16 protein-coding genes are annotated in these 17,582 nt (G+C 68.4%); 8 read left to right on the top strand and 8 right to left on the bottom strand.

Annotated elements, in window-relative coordinates:
- Positions 1 to 25 precede the first annotated feature (25 nt).
- Both ACFWP0_RS12750 and ACFWP0_RS12745 read left to right on the top strand, forming a co-directional pair.
- Positions 26 to 739 carry a response regulator gene (locus ACFWP0_RS12750; protein WP_377842460.1) on the top strand — a complete coding sequence of 238 codons (714 nt, stop codon included), beginning with the start codon at positions 26 to 28 and terminating at the stop codon, positions 737 to 739.
- Positions 739 to 2,130: an ATP-binding protein gene (locus tag ACFWP0_RS12745; RefSeq protein WP_377842458.1), complete on the top strand. Its 1,392-nt coding sequence runs from the start codon at positions 739 to 741 to the stop codon at positions 2,128 to 2,130. Before ACFWP0_RS12750 ends, ACFWP0_RS12745 begins: the two co-directional genes overlap by 1 nt.
- A 7-nt stretch (positions 2,131 to 2,137) precedes the next feature.
- Here the strand turns inward: ACFWP0_RS12745 and ACFWP0_RS12740 are convergent, their stop codons facing one another.
- The 3 genes from ACFWP0_RS12740 to ACFWP0_RS12730 are packed head-to-tail and all read right to left on the bottom strand — an operon-like array spanning position 2,138 to position 4,911.
- On the bottom strand, positions 2,138 to 2,956 hold the full coding sequence (locus tag ACFWP0_RS12740; RefSeq protein ID WP_377842457.1) for a TatD family hydrolase: 819 nt from the start codon (positions 2,954 to 2,956) through the stop codon (positions 2,138 to 2,140).
- Between the two features lie 40 nt (positions 2,957 to 2,996).
- Positions 2,997 to 3,686 (bottom strand): ABC transporter ATP-binding protein, encoded by a 690-nt coding sequence (locus tag ACFWP0_RS12735; protein ID WP_377842455.1) that lies wholly within the window; start codon positions 3,684 to 3,686, stop codon positions 2,997 to 2,999.
- Positions 3,679 to 4,911, bottom strand: a complete 1,233-nt coding sequence (locus ACFWP0_RS12730; RefSeq protein WP_377842777.1) for a lipoprotein-releasing ABC transporter permease subunit — start codon at positions 4,909 to 4,911, stop codon at positions 3,679 to 3,681. The genes ACFWP0_RS12735 and ACFWP0_RS12730 overlap by 8 nt, the downstream gene beginning before the upstream one ends.
- 178 nt (positions 4,912 to 5,089) lie before the next feature.
- On the opposite strand from ACFWP0_RS12730, the gene ACFWP0_RS12725 reads away from it, so the two are divergent.
- Both ACFWP0_RS12725 and recJ read left to right on the top strand, forming a co-directional pair.
- Positions 5,090 to 6,031, top strand: a complete 942-nt coding sequence (locus tag ACFWP0_RS12725; RefSeq protein ID WP_377842454.1) for a hypothetical protein — start codon at positions 5,090 to 5,092, stop codon at positions 6,029 to 6,031.
- Complete coding sequence (gene recJ / locus ACFWP0_RS12720; protein ID WP_377842452.1) at positions 6,013 to 7,713, top strand: single-stranded-DNA-specific exonuclease RecJ; 1,701 nt, start codon at positions 6,013 to 6,015, stop codon at positions 7,711 to 7,713. The genes ACFWP0_RS12725 and recJ overlap by 19 nt, the downstream gene beginning before the upstream one ends.
- Positions 7,714 to 7,772: 59 nt before the next feature.
- Here the strand turns inward: recJ and ACFWP0_RS12715 are convergent, their stop codons facing one another.
- A complete protein-coding gene (locus ACFWP0_RS12715) occupies positions 7,773 to 9,083 on the bottom strand; it encodes an MFS transporter (RefSeq protein WP_377842451.1) in 1,311 nt (436 codons plus the stop codon).
- A gap of 257 nt (positions 9,084 to 9,340) precedes the next feature.
- Between ACFWP0_RS12715 and prfB the strand changes: the two genes are divergently transcribed.
- The 4 genes from prfB to ACFWP0_RS12695 all read left to right on the top strand — a co-directional run bounded on the left by prfB (position 9,341) and on the right by ACFWP0_RS12695 (position 13,113).
- Positions 9,341 to 10,445 (top strand): peptide chain release factor 2 gene (gene prfB, locus ACFWP0_RS12710; protein ID WP_377842449.1). Its coding sequence is split into 2 segments (ribosomal slippage): positions 9,341 to 9,421 and positions 9,423 to 10,445, totalling 1,104 coding nucleotides; the frame shifts between segments, so codons are not numbered across the junction.
- Between the two features lie 42 nt (positions 10,446 to 10,487).
- Positions 10,488 to 11,243, top strand: coding sequence for an SDR family oxidoreductase (locus tag ACFWP0_RS12705; protein WP_377842448.1), 756 nt, complete (start codon positions 10,488 to 10,490; stop codon positions 11,241 to 11,243).
- 10 nt (positions 11,244 to 11,253) lie between these two features.
- Positions 11,254 to 12,777 carry a lysine--tRNA ligase gene (gene lysS, locus ACFWP0_RS12700; RefSeq protein WP_377842446.1) on the top strand — a complete coding sequence of 508 codons (1,524 nt, stop codon included), beginning with the start codon at positions 11,254 to 11,256 and terminating at the stop codon, positions 12,775 to 12,777.
- 15 nt (positions 12,778 to 12,792) lie between these two features.
- A complete protein-coding gene (locus tag ACFWP0_RS12695; RefSeq protein ID WP_377842445.1) occupies positions 12,793 to 13,113 on the top strand; it encodes a preprotein translocase subunit TatB in 321 nt (106 codons plus the stop codon).
- Here ACFWP0_RS12695 and ACFWP0_RS12690 read toward each other — a convergent pair.
- Genes ACFWP0_RS12690 through ACFWP0_RS12675 form a run of 4 tightly spaced genes read right to left on the bottom strand, consistent with a single transcriptional unit; the run spans position 13,097 to position 17,558 of the window.
- Complete coding sequence (locus tag ACFWP0_RS12690; RefSeq protein WP_377842444.1) at positions 13,097 to 13,747, bottom strand: TetR/AcrR family transcriptional regulator; 651 nt, start codon at positions 13,745 to 13,747, stop codon at positions 13,097 to 13,099. The two genes, ACFWP0_RS12695 and ACFWP0_RS12690, sit on opposite strands and share 17 nt — an antisense overlap.
- Positions 13,748 to 13,753: 6 nt before the next feature.
- On the bottom strand, positions 13,754 to 14,908 hold the full coding sequence (locus ACFWP0_RS12685; RefSeq protein ID WP_377842442.1) for a thiolase family protein: 1,155 nt from the start codon (positions 14,906 to 14,908) through the stop codon (positions 13,754 to 13,756).
- On the bottom strand, positions 14,905 to 16,767 hold the full coding sequence (locus ACFWP0_RS12680; protein ID WP_377842441.1) for an AMP-dependent synthetase/ligase: 1,863 nt from the start codon (positions 16,765 to 16,767) through the stop codon (positions 14,905 to 14,907). Before ACFWP0_RS12680 ends, ACFWP0_RS12685 begins: the two co-directional genes overlap by 4 nt.
- A complete protein-coding gene (locus tag ACFWP0_RS12675) occupies positions 16,764 to 17,558 on the bottom strand; it encodes an ABC transporter ATP-binding protein (protein WP_377842776.1) in 795 nt (264 codons plus the stop codon). The genes ACFWP0_RS12680 and ACFWP0_RS12675 overlap by 4 nt, the downstream gene beginning before the upstream one ends.
- Between the last annotated feature and the right edge of the window lie 24 nt (positions 17,559 to 17,582).

Genomic DNA, 17,582 nt, shown 5'->3' with positions numbered 1-17,582 from the left:
GCCGGATGCAGGACGCTCAATACGCATGCCTTTCACTCACTCAGCGGTAACGCGCCGCATATTGCTGATCGACGACGACGTCGAACTGGCGCAGATGCTGCGCGAATACCTCGAACCCAATCACAGCCAGCTCACGCTGGCGCACAGCGGCGCGCAGGGGCAAGCCCTGCTGGCGCGGGACGATTTCGACCTGGTGCTGCTGGATCTGATGCTGCCCGACGGCAACGGACTGGATCTGCTCAAGCACTACCGGCAGCGCTCGCGCCGCCCGGTCATCATGTTCACCGCGCACGGCGGCGAGACGGATCGGGTGCTGGGGCTGGAGTTCGGCGCCGACGACTACCTGGCCAAGCCCTTCAGTCCGCGCGAGCTCAAGGCCCGCATCACGGCGGTGATGCGCCGCTTCGAGGAAACGCCCGAGCCCGCCAGGCCCTCCCTGAGCCTGGGCGCGCTGTCGCTGGACCCCGCCACCGGGCGCGTGCGCCTGGGCGCCAGCGAAGTGATGCTGACCGGCGCCGAGCAGCGCATCCTGGAAATCCTCATGCGCGCCCCGGGCCAGGTGATCGCGCGCGACCAGATCGGCCTGTATGCGCTGGGCCGCACGCCGGACCGCTACGACCGCAGCATCGATACCCACATCAGCAGCCTGCGCAAGAAACTGCGCCTGGACAACAGGGCCGACACCCTGTCCATCCGCAATCTGCGCGGCCTGGGCTACGTGCTGGCCGGCGCCGCGTGATGGCCTGGCTGCCGCCCCGCTCGCTGTTCTGGCGCGCCTTCCTGACCTTCTGGGGCGCAATGGCCGTCATCCTCGTGTGCGGCATGATGCTGACCGCCGCGGTGGCCTGGTATCGCTTCAATTCGCTGGACGGCCTGAACCCCGGCAACCTGACGCGCGACGCCGCGCAGATCGCGCGCACGCAGGGCAAGGACGGGCTGGAGCGCTGGGTCCGGATCATGGACAACCGCTACTCCGCGCTGAAGATCTACGTCATGGACACCCAGGACGCCGACATCCTGGGCCGGCGCCTGCCCACCCGCATGCACGACTGGCTGAGCGCGTACCGCGCGGCGCCGGACCGGTCCCCGCAGGCCGAGTACCTGCCCGCCGATCCCGCGGGCGAGCGCGTGTCCTGGTGGGAGCCTCAATTGCTGCGCCTGCCGGACGGATCGGAACTGCTGATGCTGTTCCTGCCTTTCGACTCTTCGCGCTGGGAGGTCCTGGCGCTGTCGCCGGTGGCGCTGGCCCTGCTGCTGTTCGCGCTGGCCGTGACGGCCCCCTTCTGCTGGGCCCTGATCCGCCACATCACCGCGCCCCTGGCCCAGCTGCGCCATGCGACGCATGCGCTGGCCGCCGGCCACCTGGACGCCCGCACGCCGGCCAGGCTGGCCCGCCGCAAGGATGAGCTGGGCCTGCTGGCGCGGGACTTCGACGCGATGGCGGACCGCCTGAAGGCGCTGGTCGACACGCGCGAACAGCTCCTGCGCAACATCGCGCACGAACTGCGCTCGCCGCTGGCGCGGCTGCGCCTGGCCGCGGAACTGGCGCGGCGCAACGACGAACGCCGCGACCTGCAGCTGGACCGCATCGAACGCGAATGCGAACGCCTGGATACGCTCGTGGGCAACACGCTGCGGCTGGCCCGCGTGGGCGCGCTCCCCGTGCCCACCGAAACGCTGGATCTGGCGGAAGTCGTGTCCGCCGTCGTGGAAGACGCCCGCTACGAGGCGGGAGACCGGCAGATACGCATCGCGTGGGACGCGCCGCCGCCGGTGGCCATCGTCGGCGACCGCTGCAGCCTGGCCAGCGCCATCGAGAACGTGTTGCGCAACGCCTTGCGCTTCGCTCCCGCGCAAAGCGTGATCCGCGTGCGCCTGTTGGTCAACGCCAGCGAGGCCAGCCTGGAGATCGAGGACCGCGGACCGGGCGTGGCCACGGAAGACCTGGCGTCCCTGTTCGAACCCTTCTACCGCGCAGCCTCGGGCGCGGCCACGCCGGGCAGCGGCGCCGGCCTGGGCCTGTCCATCGCCCAGGCCGCGGTCGCCGCGCACAAAGGGGCGATCTCGGCGCGCAACGTATCGCCGCGGGGCTTGAGCGTGCGCATGGAACTGCCGCGCCTGTCCGCCTGACGCAAGGTCACTCGGAATCGGCCAGAATGGCCGCCGGCAGGCGGGGCAGGACGCGCATGGCGTTGGCGGTGGTGGCGTGCGCCACCTGCGCGGGCGTGATGCCGCGCAGTTGCGCCAGCACCTGGGCGATGCGGACCAGTTCGCCCGGCCGGTTGCGGCGCTCGGGCGGATGCAGCCAGGCAGGCGGGATGTCCGGCGCGTCGGTTTCCAGCACCAGGTGCTCCAGCCCCACATCGACCGCATGGCGCCGGATCTGCAGGGCGCGCTCATAGGTCATGGCGCCGCCCAGCCCCAGCGCAAAGCCGTGGTCGATGAATGCCTGCGCCTGCTGGGCGCTGCCGTTGAACGCGTGCGCGATGCCGCCGATGCGGCCATGGCGGCGCAGATGCTTCAAGAGTATGTCCTGGGACTTGCGCACGTGCAGCAGCACGGGCAGCCGGAATTCGGCGGCCATCGCCAATTGCGCGGCATAGAACCGTTCCTGGCGCTCGCGGGGTTCGCCGGAGGCGATCTCGGGCACGAAGAAGTCCAGGCCGATCTCGCCGATGGCGACAAAGCGCGGGTCGCCAAGCGCCTGCCTGATGGCCTCGCGCAGCGCGTCCAGGTCGGAATCGGCCGCGCGCGGCACATAGAGGGGGTGTATGCCCAGCGCGTAGGCGCCGCCGGCGACCTTGGCGGCCAGGTCGCGCACCACCGGGAAGTTGGCGCGCTCGATGGCGGGGATGACGATGGCCTGGACCCCGGCTTCGCAGGCATGGTCGGCCACCTGTTCACGGTCGGCGTCGAACTCCGCGGCGTCCAGATGGCAGTGGGTGTCGATGAGCATGGGCGTGGCCTCCTTGGCAGGATTATCCACCCGCCCCGTCCTATCCCGAAACCAGGCGGCCGTTTTCCATCAGCAATTGGCGGTCGGCGCGGGCGGCCAGTTCCGGGTCGTGCGTCACGATGGCGAACGCCGTGCCCGACTCCTGGTTCACCCGCGTGAGCAGTTCGAACATATTGTGCGCGGTGTGCCGGTCCAGGTTGCCGGTGGGCTCGTCGGCCAGCACGCACACCGGACGCGTCACCAGCGCGCGCGCCAGCGCCACGCGCTGGCGTTCGCCGCCGGACAACTGCCCCGGGAAGTGGCCTTCCCGGGCGGACAGGCCCACCAGGCCCAGGACCTCGTGCGCGGCCTGGCGCGCCATGGCGCGGCTCTCGCGGCGCACGATCAGCGGCATCGCCACGTTGTCCAGCGCCGAAAACTCCGGCAGCAGGTGGTGGAACTGGTAGACAAAGCCCAGGCTGCGGTTGCGCACCGCGCTTTTTTTGGCTTCGGACAGGCCAACGGCCAACTGCCCGTCGACGGACACCGAACCGCTGGAGGGCATGTCCAGCAAGCCCAGGATGTGGAGCAAGGTGCTCTTGCCGGAGCCGGAAGCGCCGACGATGGCGACCATCTCGCCGCGCGCCACCGACAGGCTGACGTTGCTCAGCACTTCGATGCGGGCGGGGCCCTCGTCATAGACCTTGACGATATTGTCGGCCTGCAGGGCGGGCGTCAAGGAATCAGTCATGGCGCAGCACCTGTGCGGGTTGCAGGCGCGAGGCGCGCCAGCTCGGATACAAGGTCGCCAGCAGCGACAGCACCAGGGACGTCACGCCGATCGTGACGATGTCGCCGATCTGGGGATCCGACGGCAAGGCGCTGATGAAATAGATCTCGCGCGGCAGGAAATGCACGCCCAGCAGGCGCTCGATGAAGGGCACGATCACATCGACGTTGTAGGCGATGGCGATGCCGCCCGCCACGCCCAGCAGGGTGCCGATCACGCCGATCAGCGCGCCCTGCACCAGGAAGATGCGCGCCACTTCGCCCGGACCCGCACCCAGCGTGCGCAGGATGGCGATATCGGATTGCTTGTCCTTCACGGCCATGACCAGGGACGACAGCAGGTTGAACGCCGCCACCGCCACGATCAGCGCCAGGATCAGGAACATCATGCGCTTTTCGGTCTGCACCGCCGCGAACCAGGTGCGGTTGTTGCGCGACCAGTCGCTGGCCATCACGTAGGGCGGCAGGACCGCCCTCAGCTCGGCCGCCACCTCGGGGGCCTTCTGCATGTCGGCGATGCGCAGGCGCACCCCGGCGGTGCCGCTTTCACGGAACACGCGGGCCGCATCGTCGTTGTCGACGAAGGCCAGCGAGGAATCGTATTCATAGTGGCCGGAGGAAAACACGCCCACCACGGTGAACTGGCGCATGCGCGGCGCAAAGCCCGCCGGGCTGATCGAACCTTGCGGCGCCATCATCAGCAGCGTGTCGCCCAGCTTGACGCCCATGCCGTCGGCCAGCTCGTTGCCCAGCACCACGCCGAAGCCGCCGGGCTTCAGGTCGGTCAGCTTGCCCGACACCATCTGACGAGGCAGGTCGGACACGTTGCCCTCGGTGCGCGGGTCGATGCCGCGCACCTGGACCCCGCGCAGGGCCTGTCCCCGCACCAGCATGCCCTGGGCCGCCACGAACGGCGCGCCGGCCTTGACCGCGCGGTTCTGCTCGGCCGCGGTGGCGAACTGCTGCCACTGCTCCAGCACCCGCTCCGGCGACGCGCCGGGAATGTAGAGTTCAATGTGCGGCAGCACCGACAGCATGCGGTCGCGCACTTCCTTCTGGAACCCGTTCATCACGGACAGCACCACGATCAGGGCGGCGACGCCCAGCGCGATGCCGGCCATGGAACTGGCGGCGATGAAGGAGATGAAGCGATCGCGGCGCCCGCGTCGCTGGCGGATTCGGGCCAACCCGGCATAGCGGGCGCCTATCCAGAGTTCGTAGGGTATTTTCAGCACGTGCGCATTATTGCATTAACCGCCTGCGAATCGCCCCGCGGATGTGCGGTTCCACGACCAGGCGTGACAACCTATGGCAGCCGCCGGCCCCGCTTAGTTCCCCAGTCCGTCGGGGACTACAATCGCGCCCATGCTGATCGTCATTCCGGGCGCCCTGCCCGCCCTCCCCGTCGCCGCCGAACTGGCCAAGCTCTTGCCGGAACGCGCGCCCACGCTGCACGGCTGGCTGCTGGCCGGCGCCGCCCGGCCCCAAGCCTTCGACCTGCGCGCGCACGGCTGTACCGCCTTCGAATCCTGGCAGCTGGACCGCGCCGGCTACCAGCCTGAACCCGGCCTGCTGCAAGGCGCGGGCGTGGCGCCCCTGCTGGCCGGCGATCCGGGCGGCGGCGAAGCCGTCTGGCTGGCCGAACTGGTCCACCTGGCGCTGGGCACCGACCAGGCCACGCTGCTGGATCCCGGCATGATGGAGCTGCGGGCGGAGGAAACGGCCGCCCTGCTGGACACGGCCCGCCCCCTGTTCGACGACACCGGTTTCGCGGTCGAGGCGCTGTCGCCCGAACGCTGGCGCCTGCGCCTGCCGCAGGGCCTGCGCCCCCAGACCGCCACCCCGATGGCCGTGGCCGGACGGCGCCTGAACGAATGGTGGCGCCAGGATGCGGAAACGCGCCCGTGGCGGCGCCTGCTCAATGAAATACAGATGGCGTGGCATGAACACCCCGTCAACGAGGCCCGCGCGGCCCGGGGCCTGCCCCCGGTCAACGCGCTGTGGCTATATGGCGGCGGCACGCCGTGGACGGCGGCCCCGGCGGGCCCGGCGCAGGTGCTGACCGGCCTGGACGCCCCCCAGCGGGCCGGCGACTGGGCCGCCTGGCTGGACGCCCTGGCCGATCTCGATGCGCGGCATTTGCGGCCGCTGGCCGGCAAGAAAGGCGTGCCCGACGCGCCCGCCGAACTGCTGCTGCTGGGCGACGACCGCAAGGTCGCCCTTACCCTGAAACCGCGCGGGGGCCTGCTCGGCTTGCTGCCCGCGCCCAAGAAAAACTGGAGCGCCTGGTGGTCTCACCCCGCTTAACGATCCGACCGGCCGACCTGGCCGCCTGCCACGTCCTGGAAGCCTCGGGCATCCATCCCCTGCTGGCCCGCCTGTGGGCCGCCCGCGGCGTCACCCATCCCGACCAGACCAGGCTCGCCTGGCCGTCGCTGTTGCCGCCCGCCGGCCTCACGCACTCCGCGCACGCCGCCGGCGTGCTGGCCGACGCCATCCAGGCCGGCAAGAAGCTGCTGATCGTGGCCGACTACGACTGCGACGGCGCCACCGCCTGCGCGGTCGGGCTGCGCGCCCTGTCGGCCATGGGCGCGGACGTGGACTTCCTGGTCCCCAACCGCTTCGAGACCGGCTACGGCCTGTCTCCCGCCGTCGTGGACCTGGCCTGCCGGCACCGCAGCGGCAAGCCCGACATCATCATCACGGTCGACAACGGCATCGCCAGCGTGGACGGCGTGGCCGCCGCCAACGCGGCCGGCATCGGCGTGGTCATCACCGACCACCACTTGCCGGGCGACACGCTGCCGGACGCCCTGGCCATCGTGAACCCCAACCAACCGGGCTGCGGCTTTCCGTCCAAGAACCTGGCCGGCGTGGGCGTCATTTTCTACATGATGCTGGCATTGCGCGCCGAACTGCGCCGCCGCGGCGTCTACGCCGCCGATGGCGGCCCGCGCCTGGACGCGCTGTCCGACCTGGTGGCGCTGGGCACGGTGGCCGACGTGGTCAAGCTGGACGCCAACAATCGCCTGCTCGTCACGCAGGGCCTGCAGCGCATGCGCAGCGGCCGCCTGCAGCCGGGGCTGCGCGCGCTGTTCGCCGTCGCCGGGCGCGAGCCGCGCAGCGCCAACGGCTTCGACCTGGGCTTTGCGCTCGGTCCCCGCATCAACGCCGCCGGCCGGCTGGCCGACATGAGCCTGGGCATCGCCTGCCTGACCACCGACGACGAGGCGCAGGCGCTGGAAATGGCCCGCGAACTCGACAACATCAACCGCGAACGCCGCACGATCGAAGCCGAGATGCGCGAGCAGGCGCTGGCCGCGATGGAAGAGCCCAACGCCTCGGCGGGCGCCACGGTCTGCGTGTTCGACCCGGGCTGGCACCAGGGCGTCGTGGGCCTGGTGGCCTCGCGCCTTAAGGAAAAGTTCTGGCGCCCCACGCTGGCTTTCGCGCCCGCGGGCGACGACGAGATCCGCGGCTCCGGCCGCTCGATTCCCGACGTGCATCTGCGCGATGCGCTGGACCTGGTGTCCAAGCGCCATCCCAACCTGATCCGCAAGTTCGGCGGCCACGCGATGGCGGCCGGGTTGACGCTGGGCAAAGCCGATTTTCCCGCCTTTGCGCCCGCCTTCGACGCCGCCGTGCGCGAATTGACCGGGCGCGACAGCTTCGAACCCGTGATCGAGACCGACGGATCGCTGGAGTCCGGCTACGCCAATGCCGACGTGGCCGGCATGCTGCAGCAGCAGGTTTGGGGCGCGGGCTTCGCGGCCCCGCTCTTCCTGGACGAGTTCGTCGTGCGCAACCAGCGCCTGGTGGGCGAAAAGCACCTGAAGCTGTCGCTGGAGCGCGGCCACCAGCGCTTTGACGCCATCTGGTTCGGCCACGACCAGTCCCTGCCCGAACACATCCAGGCCGCCTACCGCCTGGAGCAGAACGTCTGGAACGGCATGGTGTCGGTGCAGTTGGTCATCGAACACGCCAGCTGAAAACCAAGGTGTCTGACACCCGCGGCAGCGCAACGGTGTCAGACACCTTCAGTACACAACTACTTGTTCACCAGCCTTGCCGGCTGCGCCAGCGCCACCAGCGCGCCCACCACCAGGCATGCCGCAAGCATGTACAAGCCGGTGTTGGTCGTGCCCGTCAGGTCCTTCAGCCATCCCACCAGGTAGGGGCTGACAAAGCCCGCCAGGTTGCCCACGGAGTTGATCAGCGCAATGCCCGCGGCCGCGGCCGTGCCGCCCAACAAGGCGGTCGGCAGGCTCCAGAACAGCGGCAGCACCGTGCAGATGCCGATGTTGGCCACCGTCAGCGCCAGAATCGCCAGGACCGTATTGCCGCTCCAGACGGCCGAGAAGAACAGCCCCACCGCGCCGAACAGCGCCGGCAGCGCGACGTGCCAGCGGCGCTCGCGATGGCGGTCCGAGTTGCGCGAGATCAGGATCATGCCGATGACGGCGAACAGGTTGGGAATCGCGGTCAACAGGCCGATCGCCAGCGGGCTTTGCACGCCCGTGCTCTTGATCAGGCTCGGCATCCAGAAGCCCACGCCGTACAGGCCCATCACGAACGAGAAATAGATCAGCGCCATCGCCCACACGCGCGGCTTGGTCAGCGCGATGCGCAGCGGCGGATCTTCCTTTTGCTGCTCCTCGGCCGCGATATTGCGGATCAGCACCGCCTTTTCATTGGCGGTCAGCCACTTGGCCTTGTTGATGCGGTCGTCCAGATAGATCAGCACCACCACGCCGATCACCACCGACGGAATCCCTTCCAGCAGGAACAGCCACTGCCAGCCCGACAAGCCGTGGTCGCCGTGGAAGGTGGACATGATCCAGCCCGAGATCGGACCGCCGATCAGGCCCGACATGGGCACCGCCGTCATGAAGAAGGTCGTGATTCGGCCGCGGCGCGCCGCCGGATACCAGTACGTCAGGTACAGGATGATGCCGGGGAAGAAGCCGGCCTCGGCCGCGCCCAGCAGGAAACGCAGGGCGTAGAACATGTGGACGCTGGTCACGAACATCATGCAGGCGGAAATGATCCCCCACGTGATCATGATCCGCGCTATCCAGACCCGGGCCCCCACCTTGTGCAGGATGATGTTGCTGGGAATCTCGAAAATGAAGTAGCCGATGAAGAAGATGCCGGCGCCCAGCCCGTACACCGTTTCGCTGAACTGCAGCTCCTGCAGCATCTGCAGCTTGGCGAAGCCCACGTTGACGCGGTCCAGATAGGCCACGACATAGCAGACCACCAGCAGCGGCACCAGCCGCCAGCCCACCTTGCGGTAGATGCGATCCTCCTCGCTCGCCGGGATCGCCGGCGTGACCCCGGGGTTCAGGGTGTTTTCCATCAATGTCTCCATTCCTCTGGCGGGATAGGCCGGCTGGTTGCCGGCGTCATCGCGGTCCGCCGCCCCAAACCGGGGACGACCTGGCCGCCAGCAAAGGCTAGAGCCCAAAGGTTGACAAGAAACTGAACAACTCCACCCTATCCATGCAAACCCTTAGAAGCAGATCCGTCCCCTATCTTGCGAGACCGGCCCGCGAACTTGGTCCATCCACGGTAAAATGCCAGGTTTCGCACAAAAGTCATCAGGACAGGATCATCATGGAAGCCGAACGTCAGAACCAGCTCGCAGCCCGCCTCGCCGATTACGCGGAGCGCGAACAGGCTCTACGGAGGTATCTTTGACTACGATGCCAAAGCTGAACGCCTGCACGTTGTAAACGCCGAGCTCGAAGACCCGGCCGTCTGGAACGACCCCAAGCACGCCCAGGACCTGGGCCGTGAAAAGAAAGCGCTGGAAGACGTGGTGGAAACGCTCACCGGTCTTGGCGCGGGCCTGGCCGACTCGAACGAGCTCTTCGAACTGGCCGCCTCCGACGACGACGACGCCACCCTCGAATCGATCGAGCAGGACGCCGACGCGTTCCAGGAAAAGCTCGAAAGCCTCGAATTCCGCCGCATGTTCTCGAACCCGGCCGATCCCCTGAACTGCTTCCTGGACATCCAGGCGGGCGCGGGCGGCACGGAAGCGCAGGATTGGGCATCGATGCTGCTGCGCCAGTACCTCAAGTACGCCGAACGCAAGGGCTTCAAGGCCGAGATCCTTGAAGAATCCGACGGCGAAGTCGCGGGCATCAAATCGGCCACGATCAAGATCGAAGGCGAGTACGCCTTCGGCTACCTGCGCACCGAAACCGGCGTGCACCGCCTGGTCCGCAAGAGCCCCTTCGACTCCTCCGGCGGGCGCCACACGTCGTTTGCCAGCGTGTTCGTGTACCCGGAAGTCGACGACTCGTTCGAAGTCGATGTGAACCCCGCCGACCTGCGCGTGGACACCTACCGCGCCTCCGGCGCGGGCGGCCAGCACATCAACAAGACCGACTCGGCCGTGCGCCTGACCCACATGCCCACCGGGATCGTGGTGCAGTGCCAGAACGACCGTTCGCAGCACCGCAACCGCGCCGAAGCCATGCAGATGCTGAAGTCCAAGCTCTACGAGCTGGAAATGCGCAACCGCATGGCCGAACAGCAGAAGCTGGAAGACTCCAAGACCGATGTGGGCTGGGGCCACCAGATCCGTTCCTACGTGCTGGACCAGAGCCGCATCAAGGACCTGCGCACGAACGTTGAAATCTCCAACACGCAGAAAGTGCTGGACGGCGACCTGGATCCCTTCATCCAGGCCAGCCTGAAGCAAGGCGTCTAAGTTTCGCGATACTCCCCGCTCCCCGCACCCAGAGGTCCACGAATGTCCGACACCATCGCAATTCTCACCGGCGCATCGCGCGGCATCGGCGCCGCCATGGCGCGCGGCCTGGCCAAACCCGGCGCCCGCCTGATCACCCTGGCGCGCCGCGAAGACCCCGAGCTCGCCGCCTATGCGCGGTCGCAGGACGCGCAGCTGGAACAACTGTCCGTGGACCTCTCGGACCTGAAAGCGGCCGAAGCAACGGCCGAACGCATTTGCGCCGCGCTGCCGCGCGACGCCAAACGCTATCTGCTGATCAACAACGCGGGCACGGTGCATCCCGTCGCCGGCACCGACGCGCTCATCGACGGCGCGGCCATCACCGCCGCCTTCAACCTGAACGTCACCGCCGTCATGCTGCTCACCGCGCGCTTCCTGGCCGCCGTGGAAGACCTGAAGGCCGACCGCCGCGTGCTGAACATCTCCTCCGGCGCCGGCCGCAACCCGAACGCCGGCTGGGGCGTGTACTGCGCCACCAAGGCCGCGCTCGACATGTATACGCGCGTGGTCAAGCAGGAACAAGGCGCCGATGGCGCCCGCATCGTTGCGCTGGCGCCCGGCATCGTCGATACCGACATGCAGGTCGCCATCCGCGCAAGCGACCCCGCGAGCTTCCCGGCGCTGGCCAAGTTCCAGGACTTCCACGCGACCGGCAAGCTGTCCTCGCCCGCCAACGTAGCCTCCCGCATCCTCGCCTACCTGGATCGCGAAGATTTCGGCACGACCGAAATCGACGACATCCGCAATTACGACTGATCCCCCGACCATGACCGACCACTCGACCACTCCGGCTCCCGCCCAGGATGAAAACCGCTTGATCGCCGAACGGCGCGCCAAGCTGGCCAAACTGCGCGAAACCGGGGTCGCGTACCCCAACGATTTCGTTCCGGACGCCCGCGCCGCCACCCTGCATGACAAGTACGACGGCGAGGAGCAGGAAGCCCTGGCCGCCGCCGCCGTCACCGTCAAGGTCGCCGGCCGCATGATGCTCAAGCGCGTCATGGGCAAGGCCAGCTTCGCCACGCTGCAGGACAGCACCGGCCGCATCCAGATCTACCTGGACCGCGGCACGCTGGGCGAAGACAACTACGCCGCGTTCAAGCAATGGGACATCGGCGACATCATCGCGATCGAAGGGTCGGTCTTCAAGACCAACAAGGGCGAACTGTCGGTGCACGCCGCCACGGCGCGCCTGCTGTCGAAGTCGCTGCGTCCGCTGCCCGACAAGTTCCACGGCGTGGCCGACCAGGAACTGCGCTACCGCCAGCGCTACGTCGACCTGATCATGACGGACGCCACGCGCCGCACGTTCGAGGCGCGCAGCAAGGCCGTGGGCAGCATCCGCCAATTCATGCTGAACGCCGGCTTCCTCGAAGTGGAAACCCCCATGCTGCACCCGATCCCGGGCGGCGCGGCGGCCAAGCCCTTCGTCACGCACCACAATGCGCTGGACATGGAAATGTACCTGCGCATCGCGCCCGAGCTCTACCTGAAGCGCCTGATCGTCGGCGGCTTCGAGCGCGTCTTCGAAGTCAACCGCAACTTCCGCAACGAGGGCGTCAGCCCGCGCCACAATCCTGAATTCACGATGATGGAGTTCTATGCTGCCTACGCGGAATACCGCTGGCTCATGGACTTCACCGAAGAGCTGATCCGCCAGGCCGCCATCTCGGCCACCGGCAGCGCCGTGCTGACCTATGGCGAACGCGAACTGGACCTGTCCAAGCCGTTTGACCGCCTGACCATCTGCGAAGCCATCCTCAAGTACGCGCCGGGCTACACGCAGGCGCAGCTGGACGACGCCGCCTTCGTGCGCGCCGAACTGAAGAAGCTGGGCGCCGACGCCGGCGGCCCGGTGCTGTCGCGCGCCGGCCTGGGCGCGCTGCAGCTGGCGCTGTTCGAAGAGACCGCCGAAGCCAAGCTCTGGAACCCCACCTACATCATCGATTACCCGGTGGAGGTCTCGCCGCTGGCGCGCGCCTCGGACACCCGCGCAGGCATCACCGAGCGCTTCGAGCTCTTCATGACCGGCCGCGAAATCGCCAACGGCTTCTCGGAGCTGAACGACCCTGAAGACCAGGCCGAACGCTTCCGCTCGCAAGTCGAAGCCAAGGACGCGGGCGACGAGGAAGCCATGTTCTATGACGCCGACTACATCCGCGCCCTGGAATACGGCATGCCCCCGACGGGCGGCTGCGGCATCGGCATCGACCGCCTGGTCATGCTGCTGACCGACAGCCCCAGCATCCGCGACGTCATCCTGTTCCCGCACCTGCGCCGTGAAGACTAAGCCGCGGTCGGCATCATGATCTTCAAGATCCTGATGCTTCTGCTGGTCGTGGCGGGGCTGGTCTACTGGATCAAGCAACCCCGCCGCGTCCAGTCCGCCGCGCAGTACCGGCCCGTGCCCGCGCGCCGGCCGGTATTCATCGCGCTGTGCATCGCCGCCGCGATCTCCGCCGTGGCCGCGCTGCTCACCGCCCTGTTGTGGATGGGCGGCGTGGCGGGCGGGGTCACCGGCGGCGGATACCACGGCGAAGCAGATTTCCTGCTGCCCGTGTCCGGCTCCCTGCTGGCGCTGGCCATCGCTTGCGGCGTGGGCGCCTTTCTCAAGCGCCGCGGCTAGGCTCCACGGGCCACCGGCCGGCCCCCGCCGGCAACGCCGGCAAAGACGCCTGCAGCATCGCATCGATGAAGTCCGCGGGCGCCAGGCGTCCCCCGGGCTTGTACCACTGCACCGTCAGGTTCATCGCGCCCAGCACGCAGCGCTTGATGACGCGCGCGTCGCCGTCGATCAGCCCAGCCTCCACGGCGCCTGCCACCACCGACTGCCACATCGCCTCGTAGCGGTCGCTGAGCACCTTCACCGCGGCCTGGCTCGGCGCCGACAGGCTGCGCCATTCGTACACCAGCGCATTCATGGCGTCTCCGCCCGCGCCGTGCAGCATGCTCCACATGTGGACGCGGAACAGCGCCGCCAGCCGGTCCGCCGGCGCGCCGTAGCAGGCCAGCGCCCGCTCGCCCAGGTCGATCACTTCCTCGATGCCGTTGTTCATGACGGCGACCAGGATTTCTTCCTTGCTGCGGAAATGATGGAACAGGCTGCCTGATTGCAGGCCGACCGCGCGCGCCAGCTCGCGCACCGTCGTGCGCTCATAGCCGTGCTTGCTGAAGAGCCGCCCCGCCGTCAGCACCAGCTCCCGGCGGCGTTCGGAATCCGCGCCCTCGTCCCGCGACGCGGCAGTCCCGGTCTTGTCCATGGGGGCTCACAGCCTCTGGATGATGGTCGCGGTCGCCATGCCGTGGCCGATGCACATCAGTTGCATGCCCAGCTCGCCTTCGGTCGCCTCCAGCCCCGCCAGCATCTTGCCCATCAGGCCCGCGCCCGTGGCGCCCAGCGGATGCCCATGCGCGATCGCGCCGCCCCAGGGATTCACGCGCGCCAGCTTGGCGTCCAGTTCGCGCTGCCAGGCCAGCACCACGCTGGCAAAGGCTTCGTTGATCTCGATCCAGTCGATATCGTCCAGCGTCAGCCCGGCGCGCGCCAGCGCCTGACGGGCGGCGGGGATCACGCCGGTCAGCTGCATCACCGGGTCCGACCCCACCACCACCCGCGCCAGGAATCGCGCACGCGGACGCAGGCCGTCCGCCAGCGCCGTATCGCGGTCGGCCAGCAGCACCGCCGCGGCGCCGTCCGCCAACTGGCTGGCGTTGGCGGCCGTCACGCCGCCCTGCCCCGGCGGCCGCAGCGCGGGCGCCATGGCGGCCATGCGGGCCGGTTCCGTGGTTTCGCGTATGCCTTCATCGCGACGCGCGGCCTCTTGCGGTCCCGGCAGCAGCTCCGAGTGCAGTCCCGCCCGGGCCGCGGCCCAGGCGCGGGCGTGGCTCTCGCGGGCCCACTCATCCATCTCGGCCTGCGACAGCCCCCAATGGTCGGCGATCCGTTCCGCGCTCTCGATCTGGTGGATCAGCGGATAGCGTGCCAGCAGCGCGGGGTTCAGGGATTCGAACCCGCGGAACTCGCCCTGCCCCAGTGTCACGTCCAGGAACATCGGCACCCGGCTCATGCTCTCGACCCCGCCCGCCACGACGTAGCGCATATCGCCCGCGGCTATCGCCTGCGCGCCAAAATGGACCGCCTGCTGGCTGGACCCGCACATGCGGTTCAGCGACACGCCCGGCACGCTCTCCGGCAGCCCTGCCAGCATCGCCGCCAGCCGGCCGATGTTGGCGCCCTGCTCGCCCGCTTGGCTGACGCAGCCGGCGATCAGGTCCTCGACCTTGTCCCCCGGCAAGCCGGCGCGCGCCAGCAGCCCTTGCACGGTCCCCGCCAGCAGCGCGTCCGGCCGGGTTTGCGCCCACCATCCGCCGCGCCGGCCGAAAGGCGTGCGCACCGCTTCCACGATCACGGCTTCGTTCATGCCGTCGTCTCCTCAACGTAGAGCATTTCGATTTCGTTCGCATAGGTGCGATAGATGCTGGCGCGCCGGACTTTCATCGTCGCCGTCACTTCGCCGTCGTCGTGATCCAGCTCCTTGGTCAGCAGATGGAAACGCTTGATCTGCGACACCGGCGCCAGTCCGGCATTGGCGCGCGCGATCTCCTGCTGAACCAGCTCGCGCACCTGCGGGCATTCGGCCAGCGACCGGAAATGCGTGAACGCGATCCGCCGCGATTCCGCCCATTTTCCAACTGTGTCGAACTCAAGCTGGATCAGCGCCGACACGTACTTCCGGCCATCCGCGATCACGATGCACTCCTTCACGTACGGGCTGCCCTTCACCGCGTTCTCGATCTCGGATGGCGTCAGGTTCTTGCCGCCCGCCGTGATCATGATGTCCTTCAGGCGATCCACGATGCGCACGCGCCCGTCCTCCTCTGCCACCACGTCGCCCGTGTACAGCCAGCCGTCGCGCACGGTGTCCGCGGTGGCGGCCGGATTCTTGTAGTAGCCCTGGAACACCATCTCGCCGCGCACCAGCAGCTCGCCCGCCTCCCCCATGCGCCACTCCACGCCCCGGATGGGCTCGCCCACGGTGCCGACCTTCACGCGGTCGGGGTGCTGCCCGAAGATCATGCCCGCCGACTCCGTCAGTCCGTAGACCTCCACCAGCGGCACGCCCAGGGTGCGGAAGTAGCGCACCACGTCCGGCGGAATCGGCGCCGCGCCCGTCATCGCCACCCGCACCCGCCGCAGGCCGATGAAATTCTGCAAGGCGCGCAGCGCCAGCCAATACCAGAGCAGATGCGTGAACCGCTCGCCGGTCGTGTACTGCGAGGGCGACTTTTCCAGGAACGGCCCGCAACGCGCCAGCGCCCGGCGATACAGCCATTGCTGCAAACGCCCGGCCTCCTGCATCTTGATCGAGATTGCCGCGTGCAGCTTTTCCCAGATCCGCGGCACTCCCAGGAATATCGTCGGCGCGACTTCGCGCAGGTCTTCCTGCACGGTCCGGATCGACTCGCCGAAGTTCACCTGCGAGCCCGCGTAGATGGGCACGAAGGTGGACAGCATCTGTTCGGCCACATGGCACAGCGGCAGATACGACAGGTGCACGCTCTTCGCATCCATAGCGAGCCGCTCCGCGATGCCGGGCGCCACGCCGCGCATGTTGCCGTAGCTCAGCATCGCCCCCTTGGGCTTGCCGGTGGAGCCGGACGTGTAGATCATCAAACCCGTATCGTCCAGCCGCTGGCCGTCCAGCATCGTATTCAAGGCGCCCAGCTCCACGGCTTCGCGCTGCTGGCCGTCGGCTTCGACCTCCGCGAACGAGACGATGCGCGCGCGGTCTTCCGGCGCGTACGAACGCAGGCCCTTGGTCTCCATCATGACGATGCGGCGCAGCAACGGCAGCCGGTCCGCCACCTGCAGCACCTTGTCGGTCTGCTCCTGGTCCTCGCACACCACCAGCTCGACGTCCGCGTGCTCCAGCACGTAGCCCATTTCCTCGGCCGGGCTGGTGGAATAGACGCCGACCGCCACGCCGCCGGCCGCGCCCGCGCCCATCTGGGTCAGCAGCCACTCCACCCGGTTGTCCGAGACGATGGCCACCCGTCCGCCGCGGGCGAGACCCAGGGCGCGCAGGCCCAGGCCCACGCGGCAGGCGCGCTGCCAGTATTCGCCCCAGGACAGCGGCTTCCAGATGCCAAAGTCCTTCTGGCGGATGGCGATGGCGGACGGCTGCCGGCGCGCCTGTTCGCGCAGCATCTGCGGCAGCGTCAGCGCCGGCCAGGCGCTCGCGTCCGGCCCGCCATGGGGGTTCGCCTCCCGGTCCATCATGATAGCCAGCGCTTGCGGCGCTTGTAGTGCTTGATATCGCGAAAGCCCCGGGTCTCGCCCGCGCCGCCCACGCCCAGGTAGAACTCGCGCACGTCCGGGTCCGCCGCCAGCTTTTCCGCGGTGCCGTCGATCACGACCTTGCCTGTTTCCATGATGTAGCCGTAGTGCGCCACCGCCAGCGCCACGGATGCGTTCTGCTCCACCAGCAGCATCGACACTCCCTGTTCGATATTGATGCGCGCGATGATGGAAAAAATGCTTTCCACCAGCATCGGCGACAGTCCCAGCGAGGGCTCGTCCAGCAGCATCAGCCGGGGCTGCGCGATCAGCGCGCGGCCGATGGCCAGCATCTGCTGCTCGCCGCCCGACAGGTAGCCTGCCAGCCCGCGGCGCCGCTCGAAGAGGCGCGGAAAATAGCCGTAGACCAGGTCGAAGTCCACGCGCGCCCCGGGCCTGCCGGTCAGCGCATAGGTCGCGGCCACCAGGTTCTCTTCCACGGTCAGGTCTTCGAACACCCGCCGCCCTTCCATCACATGCGCCAGGCCCGAGCGCACCAGGTTCTGGGGCTTGGCGCCGGCGGTGTCGCCGCCATTGAAGACGATCTGCCCGCGCACCAGCGCCCCGTCCTCCAGGTCCAGCAAGCCCGACACCGCCTTCAAGGTCGTGGACTTGCCGGCGCCGTTGCTGCCCAGCAGCGCAACGATGCTGCCGGCAGGCACCGACAAGGACAAGCCGCGCAGCACCTGCACCGCCTTGTTGTAGACGACCTCGATATTGTTGATATCAAGCACCGCCCGGGGCGGCGCATCGGCCCC

This window comes from Achromobacter sp. NPDC058515 (genome assembly GCF_042721735.1).
GTDB lineage: Bacteria > Pseudomonadota > Gammaproteobacteria > Burkholderiales > Burkholderiaceae_B > Achromobacter.
The sequence above is the reverse complement of the archived record's forward strand: the minus strand, read 5'-3'. Positions and strand labels throughout refer to the sequence as shown.